This is a genomic window from Aliivibrio sp. S4MY1, from assembly GCF_028765545.1.
GTDB lineage: Bacteria > Pseudomonadota > Gammaproteobacteria > Enterobacterales > Vibrionaceae > Aliivibrio.
This window is the reverse complement of sequence record NZ_JARACP010000007.1, coordinates 108,506-134,523: the sequence shown is the minus strand read 5'-3', so window position 1 is coordinate 134,523 and position 26,018 is coordinate 108,506. Positions and strand designations below refer to the sequence as shown.

Below are 26,018 nucleotides of genomic sequence, written 5' to 3'. Positions count from 1 at the left end.
CCTCAGGTTGTCGGGTGTTTTTCGTTTTAAGGCGTCAATTTTAAGTATAATTGCATTGTAGTAAACGTGTTATGCAGGCGTTAACGGTACAAAGCGAAAATTTCCAGCTTGCAAAAGTTCACATTGATGTTAACCTTTGTGTATGAGAAATATTAATTTTTATACTACCGAAGACGGTAAATGTCCGATAGCTGAATTTTTAGATTCACTTTCTGGTAAGCAAGCACAGAAAGTAGCTTGGGTACTTCAGTTAATTGAAGAATTGGACAATATCCCAACGACTTACCTTAAAAAGCTGGTTAATACTGACAATATCTGGGAAGTGAGAGTACAAGTCGGTGGGAATATATTTCGTTTATTAGGCTTTTTTGATGGTGATAACTTAGTTGTTCTCAATCATGGTTTTCAAAAGAAAACACAAAAAACGCCACCAAAAGAAATCAAAATTGCAGAGAGTCGTCGTAAAGACTATTTAGCGAGGAAATAATATGAGTGACTTTAAAAAATATTTAGCTAACCGTAAAGCAAACGACATCGATTTTTCTAACGGATATGAAGAAGGTTACCAATCGTTTAAATTTGGCGCTTTGCTGAAAGAAGCACGTAAAGATGCAGGATTAACTCAGGTCGATCTAGCATCAAAGCTCCAGACACAAAAAAGTGCTATATCACGAATTGAAAACCATTCTGATGATGTTAAATTATCAACTCTTGAACGTTTTGCTTCAGCATTAGGTAAAAAATTAGAAATTCGCTTGGTGTAAGAAGTACAGTTAACAATCGCATCAATACAATTTACTACACTCGCGTTCTAAGTTTCTTTGAGTATACAGCCTTAAGATGGGTTCCAGTTTTTTATCTCTGGTAAGATTTGTTATCTTTATTTTTTAGTATAAATTGACGGCTAATAATTTATAACTATATGAAATTAAAAATGAATAAAGAATCCACAGTTGCTGGACAAGCTGTTTACTCGAAGAAAGTACTCTCAATATATGATTTCTGGGTTTTAGGAGTCTCAAATAACTACTTTTGGAAATGCCCAACCAGATTTATTAGCGAGCAGTTTTCAATGTTAGTTTCATCTAACCACTTAGATGTAGGTGTTGGCTCTGGTTATTACCTCAAGAATTATCTGCCTCAATCAACAAAACGTATTGCTTTACTGGACTTGAATCAAAACAGTCTTGATACAACGTCAAAAGCAATTAATTACTTCCAACCGGAAGTCTACTGCGGGGATGTGCTTGAGCCTCTTGAATTGAATATCGATAAATTTGATTCAATTAGTGTTAATTATTTACTTCATTGCTTGCCTGGAAACTTAACGGATAAAGGCATTATGTTTAAGCATCTAAAGGATCATCTGAACGATGGTGGTGTATTGTTCGGTAGTACCATTTTAGGTAAGGGAACAAAACTAAACTTTTTCGCTAAAAAATTGATGGGTGTTTACAATAAGAAAGGGATCTTTAGCAATAACAACGATGATCTAGACTCATTGCTGTCATCGTTAAACGAGCACTTTACTGATGTAAAAGTGGAAGTTGTAGGATGTGTTGCGCTGTTCTCTGGTAGAAAAATATAACAAATACCCCAAGATAACTACTAAACTCGGCAGCTCAGGTTGTCGGGTGTTTTTGTTTTAAGGCGTCAATATAAGCATAATTTGGACAGTCGCAATCGTATTGTTTAGACGTAAATTGTTGCCGAAACAATTTAACTCATGTAAAACAGCTTCAGATAACATAGGAGTGTAATTAAAGAGGATCAAATATGAGATATTTAATATTATGCCTGTCTTTTGTGATTTTTGGGTGCAGCAATCAAGCTGTTCAAAAGCCTGATTTACAACAATCAGTCTCTGAAGCTACCCAAGAAAATGAGCCTGTATTCTCTACTGGATATGCAGATCTAAATGGTGATGGTTTAGAGGATGCCGTGGTTATTCTTAAAGGAATGCAATGGTGTGGTTCTGGTGGTTGCACGCTTATGATTTTTGAAAATCTGGGGGATAGCTATCAATTTGTCTCTAAATCATCCGTAACGAGTACTCCAATTAGTGTGGCTAAAACCGAAACTAATGGATGGAAAGACTTAATCGTGTGGTCGCGTGGTTCAGGGTTTGTTTTAATGAAGTTTAACGGTGAACAATATCCTCGTAATCCGTCTTTAGAACCAGCAGCTAGTGAGCCACAAATGGTTGAGGCTCGCCTAGTTTTAGAGCAATAATTAACAAAGTTATAATTAGGCTTTACAATCCTTGGTAATTCCTTTAGCTTAAGGACAATTATTTTTTCTAGAGTGTGTAAGTTATGTCTACAGGCATCAAAAAACATCAAGCAGCTTTACTGACTGCTTCTAAGCATCATGCTTATGCACTTGTCTCTGTCGTCGTTGTCATTAACTGATACTGACGATTGTGTTATTCGTCAGTTAGGCTGGCGGATAACTAAGACCCTTTCTTTATCATCTTCTAGCCAAATTGACACCCTGTTTCATTTTATAAAAGGTATGTCGTTTGAACAGAAGAGATCTCGCCGCTATCGGCTTTATGACATTTGCACTCTTTCTTGGTGCAGGTAACTTAATCTATCCACCCTTGATGGCACAGCAAGCGGGTGAGCATTGGCTTATCGCGATTGGTGGCTTTCTATTAACTGCTGTTGGTCTTCCTGCTATTACTTTGGTCGTGTTAGGGCGTTTATCTTCTGCAGATAAGCTGACATCAGCCTTACCAAAGTGGATGGACCGTTCATTCTGGTTCTTGGTATTAACCACATTGGGTCCTGCGTTTGTATTGCCTCGTGCTGTTACCGTTGCTTATGAAATGGGCATTAAGCCTTTCTATTCAGGTAATGGGTTAATGGTGTTCTCTGCTTTATTCTGTGCTCTGACGTTATGGTTAGCATTAAAACCGGGTAAATTAGTGGATTACATTGGTAAAATCATGACACCCGCGTTAATTGGCATGCTAACTATATTGGTGGTCGCTGCATTATTAAATCCATTAGGCTCTCCAAGCCAAGCTATTGAAATTTACGAGCAAGCGCCTGCGGTAAATGGGTTAATTCAAGGTTACATGACATTAGATGCCATCGCAGCGGTAGCCTTTGGTTGGGTTATAATTCAGACCATTCGTAGCAAAGGTGTTGAGAGTAAAAAAGCCATTTCTTACTACACGTTACGCATTGCCGTTATTTACTCTGTATTAATGTCATTATGTTACTTAGCAATGGGCTATTTAGGTTCCACATCGTCTGATATTGCACCAAGTGCAAGTAATGGTGGTGAGATTTTAACGCGTTATGCAGCAGGGGAGTTTGGAGTATTAGGTCAACTTCTATTGGCAGCCATTACCTTAATGGCGTGTTTAACGACTACGATCGGCTTAACCAACGCGAATTCTGAGTACTATAAAAATACTTACGGCGTTACGTTTAAGGTGAGCGCGACTGTGATCATGGTATTAACGGCGATCATTTCAAACGTAGGATTAGAGACGATCATAGAGGTGAGCTTGCCTGCCATTCTGATCTTATGTCCGATTGCTATTGCGCTTATCATTGCGATGATCTTGATGCCTGAGAAAACAAGCACAGACAAACCTGCGATTTCAATGAGCCACACTACGGTAGTATGTATTGCTGCTCTGTTTGGTACGATTGATGCGCTGCATATTTTGGATAAATTACCAGAGGGCATGAACGCGTTTTGTGAGCAATGGTTGCCGTTGTATGCTTCTCATACTTCTTGGTTACTTCCTGTATTTATTACTATTTTTGTTAATAAAGCCTTCAGTAAAGCAATGCCAAAGCGTGTGGCGATAAACAATTAGTCCCTATAAATAAGCACCTTATTGGAAAAATAAAATGCCAGTCAAATTAACTGACTGGCATTAGTTAGGTATAAGGTTGTTCTATAGTTTATAGAACTGTATTAACAGTATTATTTACTATATCTATAGACTGAGTAATCTCAGAGCCTAATGCTGAAGGATACCAAACTTCAACCCAAATCTTATTAACATGGTTAGGAAGCATTACTGTAGTTTTAAGCTCTGTTTGATCATTCATTGGCGTCAAAATAAATTGGGATGTGTAATCTACAGCGCTTTCATTGAATTCACTATAGAGAGACATAAACCCTCGTTCACTTTGAGAATTTGCAACAGAAAGGGTGATGGAAACTTCTCGTTCTGTTGCAAAATTAAAGCCTTCAGGTATCGATAACTCACTCGTTCTTATCCCATCGTTAGTATCAGGTGTTGCGCTTGAGGATGGAGCCGTAGAACCTGGGGAAGAAGAACCAGATCCAGAATCACTACAAGCAGTAATAAAAACTAGGGCTGCAATGCTCAGTAATAAATTAATTCTTTTCATAAATCCTCCGTGTTAGTCAGCAGTTGACCAAGTTTCGCTAGCATTAGGGTTAAGGTACCAAGTTGGTTTATCAATACCGCCTGAAGTTGCCCACTCTGCAAAATCGGGATAAGCATAACCAACATCAATATACTCTGAAGGGTGATTCCAAGGTGATGAAATCAAGATCCCCCACGGCAGATTACCTGTCGTACGGTAATATTTACTAGCTGCAGGATCTGAATCATCCTGAGCGATACCGTAGAAACTGCTGACCAGAGTTCCTCGTGTAGTTGGAGGAAATCCTGCTGTATGAATTTCTAGATCTGTACCTGGTGCGGTAGAGAAACTATCACCATGATACAGCCCATAGCCAGCTGCAAAGATGAATGGGTCTGCACCATTTAATGGTAATAATGAACTAACACTTGGCTCACTACCAGCATTGAAAGGTAGGGATATACTAAAGGTCATTTGTTCTGATTCTAATGAAGCACTACAAGATGGATTGGTGCGGTGGAATTTACACTCTTCATTAATAATGATGTCATCGCGTAAATTTAGTGATGCTACAACAATAAGATCTCCACCTGGAGAGGCAACACTTTTATCCTCACCTGTAAACGGTGAAATATTCGGTCGAGTGACTCCATTTTTTTCTAAGCGAGCTAATGGAAGATTAATATCAGATTCGGAGAAACCATTAAGTTTCCAACCCAATCCATTACCATAAGAAGCACCGTATGCCATGATAGTACCAGCAAGATCAAATCGTAATACTTGGTCATCTTTACTTACAATGGTAGTTCGGTAATAAACAACCACATCATTTAAGTCGAAATCACCAATTTCAGGCCAATTATCCTCAAATGCTGCAGTGTAATAACCTGAATGCTGAATTGTTGTTCCTGGATCTGTTACGTTAAATACATAATCTTCGACTTCCCCATCACCAACATAACCAGAGCTTGGTATGTTAGGATTAGTGGATAAGCGGAAACGTGTTTGAACAGAACCAATAATGGCGCTATCACTGACTCGGATAGGAACCACTTGTACACCACTAACAACTGGGTGATTTGTTAAAATTTGTTCACCCTCATCAAATGTTCCATTCATATCCCAGTCAGCCCATGCTTGTAAATAACCACTACCAGTAACAGTTACATTAATTAGAGCATCAAGCCCTTTTTCTAAGCTAGTTAAAATGGTAATACCGTTATCATCATTACCATCAACATCAAGATCATCACCATTTGATGCGATACCTGGTTGACCATCGGTATCAGCATCAACACTACTGCCTAGATATACGTTACTGGTCATTGCATGTTCAGCACCATTATTTGATTTAAGTGTGTTGTAGCTATCTGGGGCATCACCAAAATCAGATTCATCAGAGCTACCAATTGGTGGAGTAAACTCATCAATATCCCAGTTACCATCAAAAGCAGAGAAAATTGGGTTTGGTAAAGGGCTGTTACTCGCAGTAACGGTTTCAAATTGAAGTGTAACAATAGACGTATTTTTATAAGTGAATTTTACAGCGCCCGATGTGTCAGTTTCATTGTAGTTTGTCCCCGGACCTGTAAATAAAACAGAAAGCCCATCAGAGCTTTCTTCGGCTGTTAGGCTTGCTCCTGCAGAACCTGTTTGGTAGCTATAGAAACCTTCGTTTTTGTATACACGGACTTGCTCTGATTGAACTGGCTCACCATCTATATCGTAACCAATCATTTCAAACTCAGGGATTGTGTAGGGAATTGAAAATGTGCCTGATAGCCCATCGGTGCCATCGTAAAATTCAAAAGTATAAATAAGGCCTGCCGGACCGGGGGAGTTTGTTTGATAAAGGAAACCTATATCTCCACTAGGTTGTGTTGCGCCTTCTTTATAATTTGGAGTGTGATATAAAAAGGTTGCATCACCAATGATTCGGCTGCTTATTTTAGCATCAATAGTTTTACCATTGTGTTCACCTACGTTAAGAAAATGCATTACAGGACCATCGTACGAGGGGCCGAAGCTGTTAGTTAGATTGGTGGATTCTATATGATTAGAAAAATCCAAATCTACAGTGGTCGCGTAGATGGGCGCGCTTGCTAAAGTAAACGCGATAAGAGAGAAAAGCTGTTTATATTTCATAATAAGCCTCTTCGATTATTTGAATGAGGAAATCCCCTCAAAACAATGAATAGATACATTGACTTGAAATTATTCGGTAAATAAAAACAACTAGAAATTTTTGCTAAGTAAGCTCAACTGACTTTATAGTAAAGCGATGCTAAGGATAGTATTTTTTAATTCATTAAACGTACCGTTTTCTTCAAGTAAGTATAATCAGGCAATATGTATACCAGAAAGCGTTTAATGGATGAGATTCGAATCTGTAAATAAATAAAATATGATACTATCAGTAGGTTGTTGGGTAAAGGGTTTTAAGTGGGTGTGTTGTTTATTTGCAATAATAAAGAATGAATAGGCGATAATTTCATAATAGGAATCAATTTGCTAGATGAAATGCAATTTAGAAATACCACTATTGAGCTTGATGAACTTTTAAATTGAATATAAATTTAATTGACTAAACTTGATTTAAGTAATGTTTCACTATTATACATCGCTTCTTTAGTACTGATATCAAGAGTTCGTTTTCCTGCAAATCGTAATGGCTCTTTTATTGCAACATCATGAGCAAAGATAACCAATTTAGCGTTTTTAATATCTAACGGGGTAATGCGATTATTAATACCATCTGCCCCTTGAGTTTCTACTTTTATTTTAATTCCTAATCGTTGTGCAGCTTTTTCTAAACTCTTGGCGGCAAGGAAAGTATGAGCAACTCCTGATGGACAGGCTGTCACCGCTAATACCTCAGCTTCGCCTTCATTTTTGACAGCCGTTAAGATAAGTTCTCGAACGGTAGTATCTTCGTTTTCAACCGCATTTTTCTTTAATGAAATAACAATGAGTGCCGTGGTTAAGGCACCAAGTAACGTACCAACCACATAGCCAAATTTCCCATCAACAACGGGTAATACAATCCAGCCGCCCCATGGCGCATGATTTAATACGTTGAACAAAAATCCAGTTACATTACCCACAATACCACCGGCAACAATAGCAGGAATGACACGAGCAGGATCAGCTGCTGCGAATGGAATTGCCCCTTCAGTAATGCCTATCATCCCCATAATTCCTGCAGCTTTGCCAGCTTCACGTTCTTCTCGTTTGAATTTCTTAGGAGATAAGAAGGTCGCTAACGCCATGCCTAACGGTGGAGTACAAATCGCAATGCCGACACCACCCATTAACCAAGGTTGAGTATTTACTTGAGTTTGAGCAAATAGAGTCGCGACTTTATTGATTGGCCCACCCATATCAAAAGCAGCCATTGCGCCAAGAATAGCGCCTAAAATGATTTTTCCTGATCCTGCCATACTTGCAAGCCATTCATTTAGCATTGTCATGGTATTGGCGATTGGTGCGCCAATGATCCACATGACAGCTGCGCAAGTAATAAAGGTGCCGATAAGTGGATAGATAAAAATAGAGCCGAGGGAGATCATGCTTTCTGGCAACTTAATTCGCTTTAACGTACGAACAACAAACCCTGCGAAAAATCCAATAATTATCGCACCTAAAAAGCCCGTATTGTACTGCTGAACGGCGATCCAAGAGCCAATCATTCCTGGTGCCAGTCCCGGTTTATCAGCAATGGAATAAGCAATGTAGCCACCAAGAACTACGGTAAATAAGGTTAGTCCTGCAATTCCCATTTGAGCGATATCAGCCAATACCCCTTCAGTTGGTACTGCGCCATGGCCTGAGATCATGACAGATAGAGAGAGTAAAACCCCACCAGCAACAATAAAGGGGATCATGTGTGAGGTGCCAAAGAGTAAGTGTTCTTTAGCACGGCTTAAGCCACGAGAGAGCTTACTCTTTTCGGCTTGTGGCTCAGTAATTGTGGTGGTAATTAATTCTTCTGGCTGAGTGGGATCAGTAAAAAGTGCTAAGGCTTCTTCTTTACTTTGCGCGGCTTTTAATTTGTCGGTAAAGCCATCTTCAATTAATCGAATGGATATTTGTGATAATACTTCGATGTGTTGATTGTCGTCACCATCAGTCGATGCAAGCATAAAAAAGACATCAGATGGAAGGCCATCCTCAGCACCATAATCAATACCAGTACGACTAATACCAATAGCGACAGAGGGGGTAATGACAGCAGTACTTTTGGCGTGAGGGATCGCAATACCGTCTTCAAAACCAGTATTTCCGATCTCTTCTCGCGCCCACACATCGGCTAGAAATTGTTGTTTATTCGATAGTTTTCCGGCATCGTTTAGTATATTAACCATCTCTTCAATAATGCTTTCTTTAGACGTTGATTTTAGGTCTAAACAGATAACATTAATGTCAATAAGAGAGGTGATGTTCATAACGATTCCATTTTTTATCGGTAATTTGTTGGCCATGTTAGTGGATCTTTGGATTTTAATAACTGGATAAAAAAGGCATTTACTGGATTATTGTACCCCACTAGTCAAAGTGTGAGTTTGCTCCTTATTAATTGATGCTAAAGGACTTTATGATAAGTGAGAGAGAAATAGCCAGTGTATTGTTATTCAAATTAGTATCTTGTGAATACATTGAGCTATTTGGGTTTTTACTAATGTAAGAGTAAATCATGAAAATTGTGGCGGTAACAGCGTGTCCAACCGGAATTGCACACACTTACATGGCAGCAGATGTGCTTAAAAAGGCGGCTGCGAAATTGGGAGTGTCAATTAAAGTGGAAACTCAAGGCGCAATGGGTGTTGAAGAAGTTCTCACACCTGTGGATATTGTGAATGCAGATCTTGTTATTATTGCATCAGATATCGAAATTGAAAATAAGAGTCGTTTTTTAGGCATTAATACTAAGCAATACAGTATTGAATCTATACTGACAGATGTAGACACTATTTTGAGAAAACACCTTTCATAATGATGTCGACAATTATCGACTATCGCATTACCTTCTTTGTGAAAGAGCAAGGCTTGCCACCTCAAGTGGCGAGTCAACTCACTCGACTTGCTAAAAAGTTTCAAAGCCTTGTATATATCGATAATATTACTCAAAACCTCAGTAGTGACGCAGCAAGTCCACTTGGTTTATTAAAAGTAGGATTAAGGCCGGGCGATTTTTGTCAATTAGTGACGGTAGGCATGGATGCTGAGTGGGCTAATTTTGTTCTGACTGACTTACTTGCTTCAACTTTTGATTTTGTTGCCTCCGATAAACTGTGTGATTTTTCAGAAACTATTGTTAATACCCGTCCGCAATTAACTCCTAACTGCGAAGTTGATTTTCATTACGTCAAAGCGCAAGCCAATTTATCTAAATTCGAGATTTTGAAAGGCTTGTCGCAGCTGATTTACCCGCAAGAGTCTGATGAATTGTTGCTGTCTTTGATAAAACGAGAAGAGCGCTCATCAACAGCAATGGCAAAACAAATCGCCTTACCTCATGTTATTTCCTCTTATGTTGAAAAACCGACAATTGCGATTATTCGTAGTGATTATTCGGTTGATTGGGCGTCAAAAATGGGGGAGGTAAACTTAATTATTGCGTTGGTTTTGCCTGAGAAACCAAGTAAACCTATGATTATGGCCGCGACCTATTTAACTCGTAATATGTTGTCTGAGGAGTTTAGCCAACGCTTGGTAAATACGAGACAACCAAAAGGGTTACAGGCGTTGATTCTATACGCCATGTGCCAGCTGTTATAAGTAAAAAAGCCGACTTAACAACAGTGCTAAATCAGCTTATTTCTCTCTTTAGATCTAACCGTTAGTTATACGCTCTTGCCACTTTTCCGCTAGATTTCAATGTGTATTGGTGCGCGTAAGCCGGAACAAAAATAGAATGCCCTTTAGGTACATTGACGGTTTCACCGGTTGAGTGATTCAATGTCATATCACCATCAATCGCAAACAAGATCTCTGCGCTGTGTGTTTCTAATGGCAGATCATCAGCAGGTGCAAATACTGAGAATTTAAAATCACTCACAGGGATAGGGTAATTCATCCCTCCATTAATAATGTTAGGTTGCATAATCAAGGAGTCTGCAGGAATACTTACAAACTCTGTGCAATCCATAAGCTCATCAATATCCATGAATTTTGGGGTTAACCCTGCACGTAATACATTGTCTGAATTTGCCATTATCTCTAGCCCAGTACCATTAATGTAAGCATGAGGCGTACACGCATTTAAGTACATGGCTTCGCCCGGTTGCAGAGTAATGACATTAAGAATTAATGGAGTAAATAAGCCAATGTCATTTGGGTATTGAGTTGATAAATCATCAATTAAAGCAAATAGTTCACTCTGTTTATTATTGCTGGCGAAGTGGCCTAGCTCTGTTAATGCTGACTCTTTTGCTTCATCAGTTAATGAAAGAATCGCTTTAAAGAAACATTTTAAGCCTTGTGAGTTTGGTTGTTGTTCAAAACGTGTGATGATTTCTTCAAGAGAAGGCAGAGCCATTTGGTTAAATAGGCTGATGATCTCTTGGTATTCTCTAAAACCATTCATCGCTTTGTAAGGTGTTAAAGCGTATACCAGTTCAGGCTTATGGTTATTGTCTTTGTAATTACGATTAAAGGCATTTAATGCAATACCTGCATGTTCTTCTTTATCATAGCCAGCCATGGCTTGTTGTTTATTAGGGTGAACTTGAATAGATAGTGCTTTTTCAGCAGCTAACACTTTGAATAAATAAGGCAGTTCACCAAAATGATCTGCAGTGAGTGAAGATAAACACGCAGCTTGGTTTTGATTTATTAAGTCAGATAATAAGATCGGCTGACCATTAATGATAACGGTAGAGCAACCATTTGGGTGAGCGCCCATCCATAATTCTGCTTGTGGCTTATTGCTGGTGTTTTTTATATCAAATAAAGCTTCGATAGAGGTGAAACTTCCCCATGCATAGTCTTGAATTACATTGGTCATAGGGTAAAAGAATTGTTGAGTTGATTTATTCATAATGCACTCGATGTCATCAATGGAAAACTTCTCCAGTGCGTTTCAAATCTTGTTTTACTGAATCAAGAGAGAAAACACTGGAGAGAGGGAAGGTTAGGCTGCCGCTACAGAAAACGATTTAGATTGGCGAGCTTTTTTAATAGAAACACAAACCAATGCGGTTACGGTTGCGCCCGCAGCCATACAAGCCAGTGCTAATACCGGTTTATTCATTGCACCCAGTAGGGCAACAACAGGACCGCCGTGAGCAACGCTGTTTGTAATACCAAATGAGAATGCCATTACTGCTGCAACCATAGAACCAAGGATGTTTGCTGGGATAACTGAGAGTGGATCTTGTGCTGCAAATGGAATTGCACCTTCAGAAATACCCACTAAGCCCATCGCACCAGAGGCTTTACCGGCTTCAATTTCAGACTCTTCAAAGATGTTGAACTTGCGACCAATAACCGTTGCTAGTGACATACCTAGTGGAGCAACAGGGATTGCACACGCCATTGCACCCATAAATTGAGTTTGACCGCTTGCAATCATGCCAACCGAGAATAGGAAGGCGACTTTGTTGAATGGACCACCCATATCAAATCCAGCCATACCACCTAAAACGATACCAAGTAGAACGACGTTACCTGTACTCATGTTGGTTAGTAGTACATTTAGAGAATCCATTAAATCAGCAATCGGTGCACCAATAACAAAAATGAATAATGACGCGATGAATAATGAGCCCGTAATCGGTGCAATTACGATAGGCACAAGAGGTTGAATGAACTTGTGGTAGTTGATGTTGGCAATAAATTTAACAAAGTAACCAACAAGTAAACCAGCAATGATAGCGCCAATAAAACCAGTACCAGCTTCAGCACCATAGAAAGAACCGTTATTTGCAATCCAACCACCAATTAGGCCAGGTGCAAGCGCAGGGCGATCGGCAATCGCGTACGCAATGTAACCTGCAAGAATTGGGATCATTAAGGTAAAGGCAACAACACCTACATCGAGTACTTTATTCCATAAGCTGCCCGGAGGGATCGCCATACCGCTTTCTGTTGGTTGACCACCCAGAGCAAGTGCCAATGCAATTAATAAACCGCCAGTCACAACAAATGGGATCATGTGTGATACGCCATTCATTAGGTAACGATAAATATCTGAGCGAGTTTGAGAAGTGCTACTTTTGTTCTCTGAGCTTGATTTAGTTGTATCAGCAACAAAAGGAGGTTGTGTAAGAGATTGATTAATTAAGCCTTTTGCATCTTTAATCGGTGCTTTAACGTTGGTTTGGATTAGTTTTTTACCTGCGAAGCGTGTAAGGTCGACTTGCTTGTCACACGCGACAATAATTGCTTCTGCTTTTTCGATTTCTTCTGCGGTAGGGCTGTTTTTAACGCCAATAGATCCGTTAGTTTCAACCTTGATGGTGTAGCCTAATTCTGCCGCGCCTTTTTCTAGTGCTTCAGAGGCTAAGTAGGTGTGAGCAATACCAGCAGGACACCCTGTTACACCAATTAAAAAGCCATTGGTTGCTTCACCTGTGTTGGTGTTTTCTGTTTTTTCAAGTAACAGTGCTAACGCCATTTTTGGTGAGGTTGACGCTAAGAATTTTTCAATAAATCCATCTTCAATTAATTTACAAGACAGTTCAGCCAATACTTCAATGTGATGATCTGCACCATTTTCAGGAGAAGCGATCATAAAGAATAATTTAGATGGTAATCCATCTTCAGCGCCATATTCGATACCTTGTTTGCTGATACCAATCATAACGGCAGGGGAAATAACCGCTGAGCTTTTCGCGTGTGGTAATGCGACGCCGTCTTCAAAGCCTGTATTTCCTAATTCTTCTCTTGCATAGATATCATTAAGAAATACCTGTTTGTCATTGATTCGACCTTGTTGCAGAAGATGCTCTGCCATTTCAGAAAAAACGTCGTCTTTGGTTTTTGCTGCAAGATCTAAGCAAATTAGCTGTTCGTTGATTAAGTCAGTAATCATAAGTTATTCCCATTTGGGTGAATGTCTTGTGTGGGAATAGTGTGATTCTGATGAGATAGATTGGTAAGTGTGCGAGAAATGCATTTACTGGATTTTTATATCCTCTAAAGCCAAGTGTGATTCAGCTCCGATTTTTATAAAAACAAAAAGCTATAATGCATCAGTCAAAAAAGTACTTAATAAATAATGACTTACATTGTTGTTTTTATGTAATGATTGATGGGTTATTTATCAATAACATCCTGATTTTGATGTGGTTGGTGGATAAAAGTGTGATTAATTTTAGTAAGTGATGGACATGGGTTTAGTATTTAATACTGTTTTAGAGGCATTACTGTCAGAAAGAGAAAGCTTTAATCAGATCTGGTTTGCAGGCGATAAAGTCACGCCTCCATCATGCTGTTATCAAGTTAACTTTCCTCGTTTAGAGCTAGTGATCAGCGGTGAATATCTAAATCAGATCGAAGATCCAGACATTGGCATTACCGAAGTTAAAATCATGGCGGGTGATGCGCTCTATATCCCACCAAACTGCTGGAATAAACCCGTTTGGAGTGAAGATTGCTCTGTGCTTAGTTTACTTTTTGGTCGCAGACAAGTGGGCTTTAGCTTAGTGAGTAAGCGCAAGGGTGAGGAGGGTTTCTATGATGTGCAAAAGTACAGTATTCAGACTCGAACTGGTCATGCGATTGATAATATTTTAGAAGCACTAAATGCACTCGCTCGTGAACCTAATAAAAATCAAATTGATGAATATCTTCTGTTGGCATTGCTGAGTTATAGCAAAACAATGTTAGGTGAGCCAAATGATGTTATTTCTCCTAAAAAGCGCAGTGAAGATCTTTATCAAGGGATATGTATTTATATCCAAGAAAACTTCCATCGGAGTATTGATAGAAATAATATAGCTAGTCGCTTTAATATTTCACCGAATCACTTATCACGTATGTTTAGGCAGCAAGGCCATATGACGTTAGCGGATTACATCACTTGGGTGCGTATTGAACGTGCAAAATTTATGCTTAAGAAATATACCTTCCGCTTAACTGAAGTAGCTACGCGTTGTGGTTTTCAAGATGTGAACTACTTTTATCGTGTATTTAAAAAGAAAACCAGCTATACCCCATCAGACTATCGAACTATGGTTAAGTAAAAAGGGAGGTAAGATATTTGTGATTAGGAATAATAAATGCATTTAACAGATTGTGGCATAGAAGGTTTAAGTGTATATTCCTTTTCTTTTTTATAATCGTCAGAATGAAAAAAGTAATCCTATTTATCACTGGAATAATCATAATTTCCAATGCCATTGTTTTTATTGTTAATGATTTGTCTCATAATCATGGTGGTGATGTTGACGTAACGGATTACGAGCAGCAATTACTATCTCTTACTCAGAATTGTGAACCTTTAGAGTGCCGCATTATTGACGATTTTAATCGTATTAATAAAAATGAATATAGTGAGAATATTAAAGCCATAGGAGAAAGCATTCGCCCTATTCTTGCTTATAAAAATGGTCCTAAAATAGGAATTGCAATTTTAAATATTGTTTTTGAAAATGGGTCATTTAGTTGTGATGATACGCTATATTTTTTAGATAAAATAGCCACTTTAAAATCTAAAGATAATGATCTTTTTGGTATGATAGATCCCATGTTGAGTTATATTCAAATTGCAAATGAGAGTGAAGATAAATTTAAAATTGCAAGTGGAGAGCTAAGTATAGCATCGGCCATAAGTTATTTTAAAGGGTATGAATTCTCAAATAAGATAATTCAGTCGATTATTTATAGCGAAGATACTATTGGATGGCGTAGATTAAAAAATCAAGCAATGGTAACGCTTGCTGAAAATGAATTGGCGCTTGATAACCCTATAAAAGCATTAAAAGCTCTTTCTATGGTTGATAAAAATGGTACTGAGTATAGTGAGGAAGATTGGCGAGATTATTATATCTATACTCTTGCTTTAAAGTCAGAGGCTTACACTTATCTTGGGCAACTTGACCAAGCAAGTAAATACTTGTCTGTAGCTAAAGACGAGTTAGAGAAAGATCAGATGCGATTTCTATTAGGGAAGACAACGCTTGTTTCTGTTGTGGAATTTCAATTATCGTTTAGGAAAAAAGACTTTTCATATATAGAAGAAAAAAAAGAAGAATTACTCTCTATAGTAGATCTGGATAATCAGGCCAGATATGCAAAAGTTGTGTATAACACTTTGTTTGATTATTATTATCAAATAGGGGATATATCAAAACTTTATGATATTAATCATCGTTATTATTTATTAATAAATAAGAAGCAAAATAATAATTACCAGCTGTTGATTTCTAATAAATTAAAACAAAGTGAAAATGCTCATTTAAGTGATGATCATGAAAAATCGATGTTTTTCTTAAAAATTTCATTTAGTGTGTTAATGCTTATATCGATATTATTATTCTTTACAATCGTAAGAATAAAATACTTAAATATTGAAAATTTCACAGATCCACTAACAAATTGCTTGAATCGTCGGAAGTTCAATATTGACTATGGAAAATTAGCACAAGTTGATCATACTTTTTTAATTTTAGATATTGATAACTTTAAAGCGATTAATGACAATTATGGTCATGATTTTGGTGATGGAGTATTAGTTAAGGTGGCTAGTACGATCACCCGTATTTTAGGTAGTAAGCATAAATGTTATCGTATTGGTGGCGAGGAGTTTGTGGTTATTTTTGATACCATTAGTAAAAGTCGTAGTATACATATTACTGAGAGTATTCGAAAAGCGACAAAAGAATTAGTTTGGGATAATGGTATATTTGTTACTATTAGTGGTGGGTTAAGTAGTTATTCTCCAGGTAAAAATACTTATAAAGTAGCAGACGAATTATTGTATAAGGCTAAACGTGGTACTAAGAATACCATCTTTAATGATATTGAGTCGTCTTAGTTTATTATAATTAAGCATCTAAAAATCCAAAATGGTGTTTTTCATTTCTGCTTCTATGTTTTAACTAAGCCACATTAGATGACACATATTTAATGTGGTTTAGTTCTCATTTTCTCCCTTTATGCCTTCTCCTTTTTTATTTTTACGCTCTTTTCTGTTTGCTTTTAAAATCTGATTTTAAATTAAGCTATTGTTATTTATCTATTTTTTTGTTCGATAACTTTGCTTTTAGTTTTCTGCTTTCTTTTTATAGCCTTAATTGTTACTGCCATCACACTTTGATTTTGCGGGTACAAAAGTCCAGTAAATGCTTTAAATATCAACTTACCAAATGTCACTTTAATTCATATTATTCCCTCATCAACTTAATGTAGTTTGAATTAAGTAAAAATTCTTATTAAGGGAAACATTATGATTACCACACTAGTAAATACTAATTTAATTAAATTGAACTTAGAAGCGACAACGAAAGATGGCGTATTTGCTGAGTTAGCTGAAATGTTATTAAAAAATAACCGTATCGATAATAAAGAAAACTTTTTAGCGGGTATTTATGAGCGTGAAGCACAGTGTGTGACTTCTGATATGGGTATTGCTTACCCTCATACAAAAAATGCCGCGGTTATTGAGCCAGCCATTGCTATTGGTGTAGCAAAAACAGCCATTGAATACGGTGCTGATGATGAACAACCAACCGTATTTTTTATGATTGCCTCACCAGAAAGCGGCGATCACCACATTTATGCACTACAAGCGTTATTTGAAAAATTCGGTGATGACCTAATTGCAGATATGCAAAAAGCGACGACCGAGCAAGACATTCTAGATTTACTGATTAATTAACTTTTAGATTTACTTATTTTTAGGATTACTTTTATGTCAACGATGACTGCAACAACTCAACCAACTGGTGATTGGAAACAAACACTATCGAAATTAAAAGGGCATTTACTGTTCGGCACTTCTCACATGCTTCCGTTCGTGGTTGCGGGTGGGGTGCTTTTGGCCCTAGCTGTAATGGCTACGGGTAAAGGTGCCGTTCCTGATACGGGTATTTTAGCGGATATCTCAACTATCGCGATTAAAGGTCTTGTGCTTTTCCCAATCATTCTTGGTGGCTTTATTGGTTACTCTATTGCGGATAAACCAGCATTAGCGCCAGCATTTATTGCATCAGGCATTATGGCAGATTTAGGTGGTGGCTTCCTTGGCTGTATCGTCGCAGGTTTCATTGCTGGTGGTGTGGTTCTTCAACTTAAGAAACTTCCAATTCCTGCTCATTTAAGTGCGCTTGGTGTGTACTTTATTTACCCTTTAGTTGGTACATTAGTATCTGCTGGTATAGTAATGTGGGGCCTAGGTGCAGCTATTTCTTCTTTCATGGTTGGCATGAATGAATTTTTAGCATCAATGGCGGGTTCTTCTAAAGCGGTTCTAGGTGCGATTCTTGGTGGTATGACGGCGTTCGATATGGGTGGCCCAATCAACAAAGTAGCAACACTGTTCGCTCAAACACAAGTAAATACACAACCATGGTTAATGGGTGGTGTTGGTATCGCGATTTGTACTCCACCACTAGGTATGGCTCTTGCAACATTCATGTTTAAGAAGAAATTCTCTAAAGAAGAGCAAGAAGCAGGTAAAGCAGCAGCAATCATGGGTTCAATTGGTATCTCTGAAGGTGCTATTCCGTTCGCAGCAAATGACCCAATGCGTGTTCTTCCATCTATCGTTGTTGGCGGCATGGTTGGTTGTGTGTTTGGTTTCATGACTGACGTGTTACTTCATGCTCCTTGGGGCGGTTTAATTACAGCACCTGTATCTAGCAACATCCCAATGTATGTTGTGGGTATTGCATTAGGTTCATTAACAACAGCACTTATCGTTGGTTTCTGGAAGCCAGTAGTTGTAGAAGATGAAACAGTAGCAGCAACACCAGTACAAGCTCAAGCAGCACCAGTAGCAGGCGAAGGTGAGTATGATGTTCTAGCAGTAACTTGTTGTCCTTCAGGTGTAGCACACACATTTATGGCAGCAAAAGCACTAGAGAAAGCAGGTGCAGCAGCGGGCATTAAGATTAAAGTTGAAACTCAAGGATCTAACGGTTTAGTGAACAAACTGACAGCAAAAGATGTGGCGAACGCGAAGTTCATCATCCTTGCTCATGATATTCCAGTAAAAGAATCTGACCGTTTTGCAAACATTCGCCAAGTTGAATGTTCAACGAAAGAAGCAATGAAGAATGCGTTAACTCTGATTCAGGGTTAATAGAAAAACAGAAGAGATTAACCATCTTCTCTGAATAAAATCTCCTAATTAAAAGCCTCTTATCCCCCAAGAGGCTTTTTTGTTATTTACAATAAAAAGCCCGTATTATAAGAATACAGGCTATATCTTTTAAGTTAAGTAGTTCAAATGCTGATCAACAATCTGTTTAGAACCGTATTTCTATGCTTTTAACGCTTTTCTGATTCGTAAACCGATAAAAAGAAAGCTCATTCCTTCAAATATTAGTGATACACCAACAAAAGTGCCTAATAGTGATAACGAGAACTCAGGGTTATCTAAAAGGAAGAAGAAATACCCACCAATAGCAACAGAAAGCAATCCACTCAATATAACCATGCCGCTACCAGGTAGATTTTTATTGGTAAACCCAAAAATCATGCGTGTTAGACCATTAAAAATCATAACCACAACCATGATGGTAGTGATGGTCATAAGCCCTTCTAGTGGCTTAAAGATAATAAATAAAGCACCAATAATATAAAATAAGGCACTTAATACATACCATAGCTTTTCTTTCCAAGAGTGAATGTGAAAAGTATGATAAACCTGAACTAACCCTGTGATTAATAATAGCGTGCCGATGATCGTCGAAATCGTCAGACCTGCCATCACAGGTAAGCTAGTCGCTCCTAACCCTGTAACTGAAGCTATTACACCAACAGTAATAAAGTATTTCCAACTTTTTGAAATTAAAGCCTGACCTGGTGCTTGATTTTCCATTTTAACCTCTGAGTTAAATGTAAGATACGCTTTGATTGTAGTCCTAAATATAAGGTTTAACTGGAAAGTAAACAAAGTTCTCAAAATTTGTGATCTTGTGCATGTTTTGGTCTTTTTGTATAAGAAAAACACCGTTTTTTAGAGGGAATAGCGTTATCAGGCATTTTGTACAGTTATAGTACCTATACTAAAAATAGTTCTTGTAGAAACAGGCTAAAAGTCTATGATTATTAACATATTAAATGTCCTAGGAAATTAAGGGTGGCTACGTGTTAGAGCATCATGTTCGAGACTATATTTCAGATAAATTAAGCGCTTTGGGGATCAACAGTGATCCTTATGGGGTTGAACTTACCATCGTATTTGTATCGGTGGTTATCGGTGTTGCTATTATTGGCCACCTAGTTACTCATCATATTATTGTTCGCACCATTAGGAATGTGCTACACCGAACAAATGAACCCTTATCTGATGCGTTTGCTAAATATAAAGTACTTGAAAAATTAACGCTTCTTGTCCCTGTAATGGTATTGGATTTATTGATCCCATTGGCACTTGGACATTACACATTACTATCAGCCATTGCAGATAAAGTTCTCAGTATCTCTATTCTCGTTAGTTTTATAAGGTTGGTTTTTGCCTTACTTGATGCGCTTAATGATGTTGCTACTTTCAAAGGCATTACCCGTCGAATGCCAGTTAAGAGCTTTGTTCAACTGATTAAGTTATTTACCTTTTTTGTTGGCCTTGTGGTATCCATGTCTATTCTTGCCAATGAATCACCGGTTATTTTTTTGAGTGGGTTAGGAGTTGCTACTGGTTTTGTGATGTTGGTCTTTAAAGATACGATTTTAGGTTTCGTGGCAGGAATTCAGCTTTCAGCAAACCGAATGATTACGTTAAATGACTGGATTGAAATGGATTCGTTTAAAGCCAACGGTTCAGTTGAAGAAATTTCATTAACCACCGTAAAAGTTCGAAACTTTGATAATACCGTGAGCATGATCCCAGCTTATGCGTTGGTTCAAAACGCCTTTATTAACTGGCAAGGAATGTCTGATTCAGGCGGAAGACGTATTAAACGAGCAGTAAATATTGATGTAAATTCGATTCGCTTTATGACAGATGATGAGATTGAGTCACTCAAAAGCATTCGAATTTTACGTGAATACTTATTTGAGAAATCAAAAGAAATAGCTACATTTAATGAAGAGTTGGATGATATTCCTCATTTAGGTAACACTCGCCAAATGACGAATGTCGGGATTTTTCGTGCTTATTTGGCTGCTTACTTGCGTACTAATAAAGATATCCATTCTTATATGATGTTTATGGTGCGTCAGCTAGAACCAACCCCGGAAGGTTTACCACTACAAATCTATGCGTTTACCAATAATACGGATTGGGTATTCTACGAAGGGGTACAAGCCGATATCTTCGACCATATTTATTCCATCATGCCACTGTTTGATTTACGCCCTTACCAAGCGTTAAGTGGCCACGATGCTGCAATGATTGGTAAATCGAAGGGGTAGAGTCGGCATAACAGAGGTAGTGGAAATCATTGCCTCAGTTCATTAGTGGAATTATTTAGATTTCAGATACAAAAAAGCCCCAGCATTTCTGCTAGGGCTTTGGATGTGGTGGAGGGATAGGGATTTGAATGCTACATCTACCAACTAAAAGTACTGTAATTACAATTAGTTACCCGTCTTTCTCAAAAATAAATTTAACCGTATGTCTGGTACAGATTAATAGCGATTAAATCGTTAACCGTCAAGGAAATCCGATTATTTATCTGATGTTTGCGGTGCTATATGTAAATTAGTGGATCTGCGGATTGTTTGTATTATATGTTTGATGGTACATCGGTCAATGTTCAGTAAGTTTGTTTGTTCGGAATATTTGTTCGGAACAAACGTTTCTAACTAACTTTTGCACGAAGTCTTACTAGAATATGCACTCTGTTTTGTTATGTCGAATTAGATAAAGCGCAGTTAGACGTTTTATCTAATTCGGATAACGAGATAAGCATAAAAATGAGAGCCCTATATCTTAGGGCTCAACCATAACCTACAAATCAGCGTAAAAATCATCATCAAACCCACTGCTTATTCCCCAGTCTTTCACTTTTTTAAAACCAACCCCCGTTAAATTCGCTGCTTTTAATGCGGCAACCACGGTTTCATGGAAAAGAAATTGTGGATCTTCTGATAACCTAAATATTAATCGCTCTTGAAGAGGGATTTTGTCCAGCACGTTTTCATCCAATGAGAACGATTCTAATATGAAATCATCATCCACATAAGTTCCATCAATTTTAGAATGACCTTGATGCATTACTCGATAATGATTCCAGATGTGCATGAAATAATGCTCACTCCACACTTGATCACCATTAATGATATCCGCTTGATAAAAATCAACATGTTGAGGTTTAAAGGTTTCTATCACTTGCTTAAACTTTTCAGAAACTAAATCATCTCCTGTATCATGATAGTCACAAGGGCTAAAAAGAGCTTTGTCTCCTTGATTAACGCGTACCTTACCTGGGCCTCTGACTAATCTCTTTATCGAACGCTGTGAAAGTAGCCTTTCTAATCCATCATCACTGCCATCAATCTGTCCAAGCATGTATTGCCCCGACGCACCTTGCTCTGTTAATACATAATATTCATCATCGTATTTCATTTTATTTTCCTAGTTCCAATTTGCCATTAAATTCACCTTTACCTAACCCATGATTTCGTTTTTTTGAGCACTCTATTGCCCTGTTATTATTTTCTCGCTTAGCTTCAATACCTTTATTGCCACAACAACCCAATTTACTGCTTGGTTTATAATCACGGCTGTCCCAAGCAATTGTCCACTCAAAACTATCGATATACCCTAATATTTTTTTGCTGTGCTCTGTCATTTGCTTTTCAAATTCAGATTTCATTTTTTTAGAGTTATCGGCATATTTGCATAAATTACCTTTCTCAACTGAATCTTTAACTTTCTTAATTAGTTTTGTCGCTGCTTTAGGGTAACGAAAATCATTCCCATTATTCTTAGCGAAAAGCGTATCTTGAAATACCATTATTTTTTCATTGTTGTTGTTTTCCTCATGTGTATTCAGTGCAGATAAAACACGCTCATCTATATTTAATGCCATTCCTTGATCATGGCTCCCTTTGTGCCTCTGAACATTGAGTTCGCAAGCAAGTATGGCTTGTGCAGGTAACACTACGCTGTTGTGAGGGTCATTGATGTTATAGCTGAATTGATTAAACATCTTTCTCCATATTTTATCTTCAACCGATTCACAGGGAATGACATGATGAACTTCCAGTGATCGATCGCCTGTATACCATATGTGAGTTTTTGGATAACCAGGTACTTTTTTGCGAATACCCGCATAAAGAGCTGAGTTTTTACGGGTATTTTCTCCTTTACCTAAGCTCGGTTTTGTTTTGTTTTTGCAACTCACATCGTTACAAATAGGGCACGTTTTCGGGAGCTTGGTTTCACTCTTTTCTTGATGCGGCACTTTATCATGTGTATTAAATTTATTTTTATTTAACTTGCCAATATCACTGATAATATTAATGGTTTCTTCCAGTAGTTTTCCTGTTTTTCTACCCGTGGTAGCCGCTACAGTAATTGCAGCCATTATTGGTGCGCCGACACCGCCAGCAAATGCCCCTGCCGCCGTGCTCCCCGTAATAACAACAGAATCAACACCAGCTTGGCTAACTTGTGAAGCTAATACTTCAGTCACTTTATCCGCAGGCATCGCTTCAAGAATTTTCTTCGGTAAACTCGCCAAAATCTGTCGAGCTTCAGGGTCTGATACAATTAATATCAACATTTCCATCGATTCTGACGCTTCACTGAGCTGCTCTTGATTGCGTTGTTTCCAGTCTTTGAAACTCTTTTCTAACTCATCAACTTCCCCAAATGCGATAGCATTAACTAAACTGGTAATGTCGATGTTTGCTAATGTCATTAACTCTCCGAACTCACCCAAATCAGGAACATATTCCGTGATACCCGTTTTTACACCAGAGAATGCATGTTGACTTTGTTGCCATGATTGTTCGAGAAAGCTTAAGTTATTAAAATTTTCTTTTTGTATATTGAGTTCAGCAAGGTGTTCATCAACTAGCACTTTAAATTGGGCGACAATGAGCGCTGACGCGGGTTTTTCATTCGCATTATCAAGTAATGTTACGGCTGTATCTTTGGCAATTTTATCCAGCGCAACATCAAGCGATTTATAGCTATCTGGCAACTTATCTTTTGCTTCTTGTGCTTTCTCTTTATCACCAAATTCAATGTGCGCCGTTAATTTCGGTCCTCCCCATACTTGTGCATAGCCATTTGGATTTAATACCCCTTTAAAAACTTGCTCATTAGAAAAAGTGACTTTAAATGGAATATTGGACGCTGGGGTTTTCTCCAGGTCATCATAGTTTAATTGCAAAATAAGTGGTTCAGGGGTTTCATTTAATGTGTGTACGATATGAACAAAGGCATTAGCTTCAATTGAATGCCCAACTTTATCTGTTTTAACGACAAATACATCATCATTGTCTGTAGATATCTGATTTATTTTATTTTTTGTGTGTTTAAAACACGTAGTGATGTCATCAGTCAGTGTTCGTTTAAAGGTTTTTAGCTGGCTTATATGCGAATTGAATATATTAACCAGAGGAGTATAACGCTTTAAGTCTGCTTGTGTTTTCAGAAACTCAATTCGGTTGATCAGCTTTGAAAGGAGAGAGTCAAGCTCAGTGGCTATTTGCTGTTTTGATGACACCCAATCAAAATTATTAATAAATGCCTTTGGGTTGCCTCTGCCTAAATTACGCAATCTGGCTAACAGGTTATGGTAAGATTGCTTCTCTGGATATTGAATAAATAACGCGATAATAGCCCCAAGTTGATACGTTGGAGGCGAGGTGGCAATTAATAAATCATCAGTAGTTACTCTTTGCTCCGAGCCTGCCTCAGGAGAAAGTGCATTAATAAATAACTGAGCCATTATCTGACTTTCTTTTGCATTGATTGCTAATTCAAAATGAGATTGAATTTCGAGTTCTAAAATCTGAATAAAATATTTATCACTCAATAATTTAGGCCCCATAATACCCCAGATATTATTTCTAGAGGAATTTGTGGATAGAGACCAGAATGCCCTTTCATGACTCACTAATTTATCAAAGAAAACGGCATCATCAAGCGCTGAATTATAACGATTGTTCTTCTTTCTGTGGTTTACAAGTGCATAATCTGCTTCACTTTCGTCAAAGTGAACATGACAATAGTCATTTGCCAATGAAGATACCGTACATTTTCCTTTTGCATCAAGTTTACCCTCATGAATAACCACACCATCGTTACTGATTAGCTTAAAAGGTGCATTAGAAAATGGTTTTCCATCACGAGGGTAAGAGCAATGTATGTCTATTGTATAATCACCTTCTTCTTTTGTAGATACGTTGACAGAATCTTGATCTATTCCGCCCAGACACATGGTATTAGCTTTGTTCATTGTCATTTGATCAGAAAGGCGACACACTCCTTTACCTTCAATTCTAACTGTCGGAGAAGAAGTAATAAATTTCGCTTCCCCTTCAATCGTACCTGATGCAATACCTTTCTTATCACCACCTGAGTCACCTGTACTCTTTGAGAATGAACAGCCTTTTATCGCAATACTGTTTCCTCCATCAGCGGTCACGGTTTTACTTCCGTTAGCCAAGTCTGCCGATTTAGCTGAGTTGCCATAAGGAATAGGAACAACAGCGTTTCCTACGGTGGTTAAACAGACATCTGGAAGTGTTGCATGTGCTTTGCCATCAGAATTTTTGTGAACAATGCTGAGTCCATTTGCACTTATCGTTACTGCCATATTGACCCTTTATAGTTTATGGTTATTGGTCAATTATATTCTAGCTTTCATTTTCAAATTATCTGAAATAATAGGTGTTTTAACTAAATGTATATGTAATTTGAGTATGAGTTGTATTTAATAGGATATATCATTAGATATGTGTTTTACAGAGGTGATAATGACGAAAGCGCAGCGGGTTGCATTGTCGTCACACTTTCAGTGAACGCCTATTTCGAGGTTGTCCCCAATGCCATCTATGCACTTAAGGTGATATCTATGTCATCTAAACGAAATAGATTTACGGCCTCTACAAGCTGCTCTGGCTCCAGTCGTTTACCATATCTACCGTAGGTCATGTTTTGATGTTTATGGCCTACAATTTCAGAAACCACATACTCTTCGACATTCGCTCGTTTTAACTCATCAATAAAGGTATGACGGAATGAATAGGCGGTAGCTCGTTGTCCCGCTTTAAAGCCCACGTCATTAAGAATATTGCCGAAGGTCTTTCTATAATCCTTTGACCAATCATTATCTGCACCGCGAGGCGTTACATTAAAGAGCTGTGTTTCTTTTGCTCGCTGGCGAGCTTTCACAAAGGCTAAGAAGCCCATATCTAACAATGTTTGATGAATGGGCACGGTTCGATTGGATAACTGGTTTTTCAGCTTCTGAGCGTCACCAGAGTCCGAGAACTGGATGCAAGGTAGTTCGTCTTGCTTGATATCCCGAACTTGAAGCTGACAAGCTTCTGATGGTCTACAGCCTTGATAAAGCATCAATAAGG

21 protein-coding genes are annotated in these 26,018 nt (G+C 38.0%); 12 read left to right on the top strand and 9 right to left on the bottom strand.

The window, feature by feature from the left end; all coding sequences use genetic code 11:
* The first annotated feature begins 142 nt into the window (after positions 1-142).
* From PVK71_RS09765 to brnQ, 5 genes are all read left to right on the top strand, one after another.
* A complete protein-coding gene (locus PVK71_RS09765; RefSeq protein ID WP_274418237.1) occupies positions 143-487 on the top strand; it encodes a type II toxin-antitoxin system RelE/ParE family toxin in 345 nt (114 codons plus the stop codon).
* Position 488: 1 nt separating this feature from the next.
* Positions 489-764: a helix-turn-helix domain-containing protein gene (locus PVK71_RS09760; protein ID WP_130045423.1), complete on the top strand. Its 276-nt coding sequence runs from the start codon at positions 489-491 to the stop codon at positions 762-764.
* Positions 765-934: 170 nt separating this feature from the next.
* Complete coding sequence (locus tag PVK71_RS09755; RefSeq protein WP_274418238.1) at positions 935-1,588, top strand: class I SAM-dependent methyltransferase; 654 nt, start codon at positions 935-937, stop codon at positions 1,586-1,588.
* A 188-nt stretch (positions 1,589-1,776) separates the two neighbouring features.
* Positions 1,777-2,232: a hypothetical protein gene (locus tag PVK71_RS09750; protein WP_274418239.1), complete on the top strand. Its 456-nt coding sequence runs from the start codon at positions 1,777-1,779 to the stop codon at positions 2,230-2,232.
* 289 nt (positions 2,233-2,521) lie between these two features.
* Positions 2,522-3,838 (top strand): branched-chain amino acid transport system II carrier protein, encoded by a 1,317-nt coding sequence (gene brnQ / locus PVK71_RS09745; protein ID WP_274418240.1) that lies wholly within the window; start codon positions 2,522-2,524, stop codon positions 3,836-3,838.
* Between the two features lie 88 nt (positions 3,839-3,926).
* On the opposite strand, the gene PVK71_RS09740 is transcribed toward brnQ, so the two are convergent.
* From PVK71_RS09740 to PVK71_RS09730, 3 genes are all read right to left on the bottom strand, one after another.
* Positions 3,927-4,382 carry a hypothetical protein gene (locus PVK71_RS09740; RefSeq protein WP_274418241.1) on the bottom strand — a complete coding sequence of 152 codons (456 nt, stop codon included), beginning with the start codon at positions 4,380-4,382 and terminating at the stop codon, positions 3,927-3,929.
* Between the two features lie 12 nt (positions 4,383-4,394).
* The gene (locus PVK71_RS09735) at positions 4,395-6,506 is read right to left on the bottom strand and encodes an LruC domain-containing protein (protein ID WP_274418242.1); all 2,112 of its coding nucleotides are present in this window, start codon (positions 6,504-6,506) and stop codon (positions 4,395-4,397) included.
* Between the two features lie 431 nt (positions 6,507-6,937).
* Complete coding sequence (locus PVK71_RS09730) at positions 6,938-8,806, bottom strand: fructose-specific PTS transporter subunit EIIC (RefSeq protein WP_274418243.1); 1,869 nt, start codon at positions 8,804-8,806, stop codon at positions 6,938-6,940.
* A 248-nt stretch (positions 8,807-9,054) separates the two neighbouring features.
* On the opposite strand from PVK71_RS09730, the gene PVK71_RS09725 reads away from it, so the two are divergent.
* Positions 9,055-9,354 (top strand): PTS fructose transporter subunit IIB, encoded by a 300-nt coding sequence (locus PVK71_RS09725; protein WP_122031986.1) that lies wholly within the window; start codon positions 9,055-9,057, stop codon positions 9,352-9,354.
* Positions 9,354-10,139, top strand: coding sequence for a PTS sugar transporter subunit IIA (locus PVK71_RS09720; RefSeq protein WP_274418245.1), 786 nt, complete (start codon positions 9,354-9,356; stop codon positions 10,137-10,139). Before PVK71_RS09725 ends, PVK71_RS09720 begins: the two co-directional genes overlap by 1 nt.
* Positions 10,140-10,200: 61 nt before the next feature.
* On the opposite strand, the gene manA is transcribed toward PVK71_RS09720, so the two are convergent.
* Together manA and PVK71_RS09710 are read right to left on the bottom strand one after the other, a co-directional pair.
* Complete coding sequence (gene manA / locus PVK71_RS09715; RefSeq protein WP_274418246.1) at positions 10,201-11,400, bottom strand: mannose-6-phosphate isomerase, class I; 1,200 nt, start codon at positions 11,398-11,400, stop codon at positions 10,201-10,203.
* Between the two features lie 93 nt (positions 11,401-11,493).
* Positions 11,494-13,395, bottom strand: coding sequence for a PTS fructose transporter subunit IIABC (locus PVK71_RS09710; protein WP_274418247.1), 1,902 nt, complete (start codon positions 13,393-13,395; stop codon positions 11,494-11,496).
* Positions 13,396-13,693: 298 nt separating this feature from the next.
* On the opposite strand from PVK71_RS09710, the gene PVK71_RS09705 reads away from it, so the two are divergent.
* The 4 genes from PVK71_RS09705 to PVK71_RS09690 all read left to right on the top strand — a co-directional run bounded on the left by PVK71_RS09705 (position 13,694) and on the right by PVK71_RS09690 (position 18,609).
* On the top strand, positions 13,694-14,548 hold the full coding sequence (locus tag PVK71_RS09705; protein WP_274418248.1) for a helix-turn-helix transcriptional regulator: 855 nt from the start codon (positions 13,694-13,696) through the stop codon (positions 14,546-14,548).
* A gap of 104 nt (positions 14,549-14,652) precedes the next feature.
* Positions 14,653-16,341 (top strand): GGDEF domain-containing protein, encoded by a 1,689-nt coding sequence (locus PVK71_RS09700; RefSeq protein WP_274418249.1) that lies wholly within the window; start codon positions 14,653-14,655, stop codon positions 16,339-16,341.
* A 411-nt stretch (positions 16,342-16,752) separates the two neighbouring features.
* Positions 16,753-17,184, top strand: a complete 432-nt coding sequence (locus PVK71_RS09695) for a PTS sugar transporter subunit IIA (RefSeq protein WP_274418250.1) — start codon at positions 16,753-16,755, stop codon at positions 17,182-17,184.
* A 33-nt stretch (positions 17,185-17,217) separates the two neighbouring features.
* Positions 17,218-18,609: a fructose-specific PTS transporter subunit EIIC gene (locus tag PVK71_RS09690; protein ID WP_274418252.1), complete on the top strand. Its 1,392-nt coding sequence runs from the start codon at positions 17,218-17,220 to the stop codon at positions 18,607-18,609.
* Positions 18,610-18,789: 180 nt separating this feature from the next.
* On the opposite strand, the gene PVK71_RS09685 is transcribed toward PVK71_RS09690, so the two are convergent.
* Positions 18,790-19,350 (bottom strand): HdeD family acid-resistance protein, encoded by a 561-nt coding sequence (locus PVK71_RS09685; protein WP_274418253.1) that lies wholly within the window; start codon positions 19,348-19,350, stop codon positions 18,790-18,792.
* 269 nt (positions 19,351-19,619) lie between these two features.
* Here PVK71_RS09685 and PVK71_RS09680 point away from each other — a divergent pair, with 269 nt between their 5' ends.
* Positions 19,620-20,885: a mechanosensitive ion channel family protein gene (locus PVK71_RS09680; protein WP_274418254.1), complete on the top strand. Its 1,266-nt coding sequence runs from the start codon at positions 19,620-19,622 to the stop codon at positions 20,883-20,885.
* Positions 20,886-21,423: 538 nt separating this feature from the next.
* On the opposite strand, the gene PVK71_RS09675 is transcribed toward PVK71_RS09680, so the two are convergent.
* The 3 genes from PVK71_RS09675 to PVK71_RS09665 all read right to left on the bottom strand — a co-directional run bounded on the left by PVK71_RS09675 (position 21,424) and on the right by PVK71_RS09665 (position 26,010).
* Positions 21,424-22,041 carry an imm11 family protein gene (locus PVK71_RS09675; protein ID WP_274418255.1) on the bottom strand — a complete coding sequence of 206 codons (618 nt, stop codon included), beginning with the start codon at positions 22,039-22,041 and terminating at the stop codon, positions 21,424-21,426.
* Position 22,042: 1 nt separating this feature from the next.
* Positions 22,043-25,249: a PAAR-like domain-containing protein gene (locus PVK71_RS09670; RefSeq protein WP_274418257.1), complete on the bottom strand. Its 3,207-nt coding sequence runs from the start codon at positions 25,247-25,249 to the stop codon at positions 22,043-22,045.
* A 236-nt stretch (positions 25,250-25,485) separates the two neighbouring features.
* Entirely contained in the window at positions 25,486-26,010 is a 525-nt protein-coding gene (locus tag PVK71_RS09665) for a site-specific integrase (RefSeq protein ID WP_274418258.1), read from the bottom strand.
* Positions 26,011-26,018: the final 8 nt, after the last annotated feature.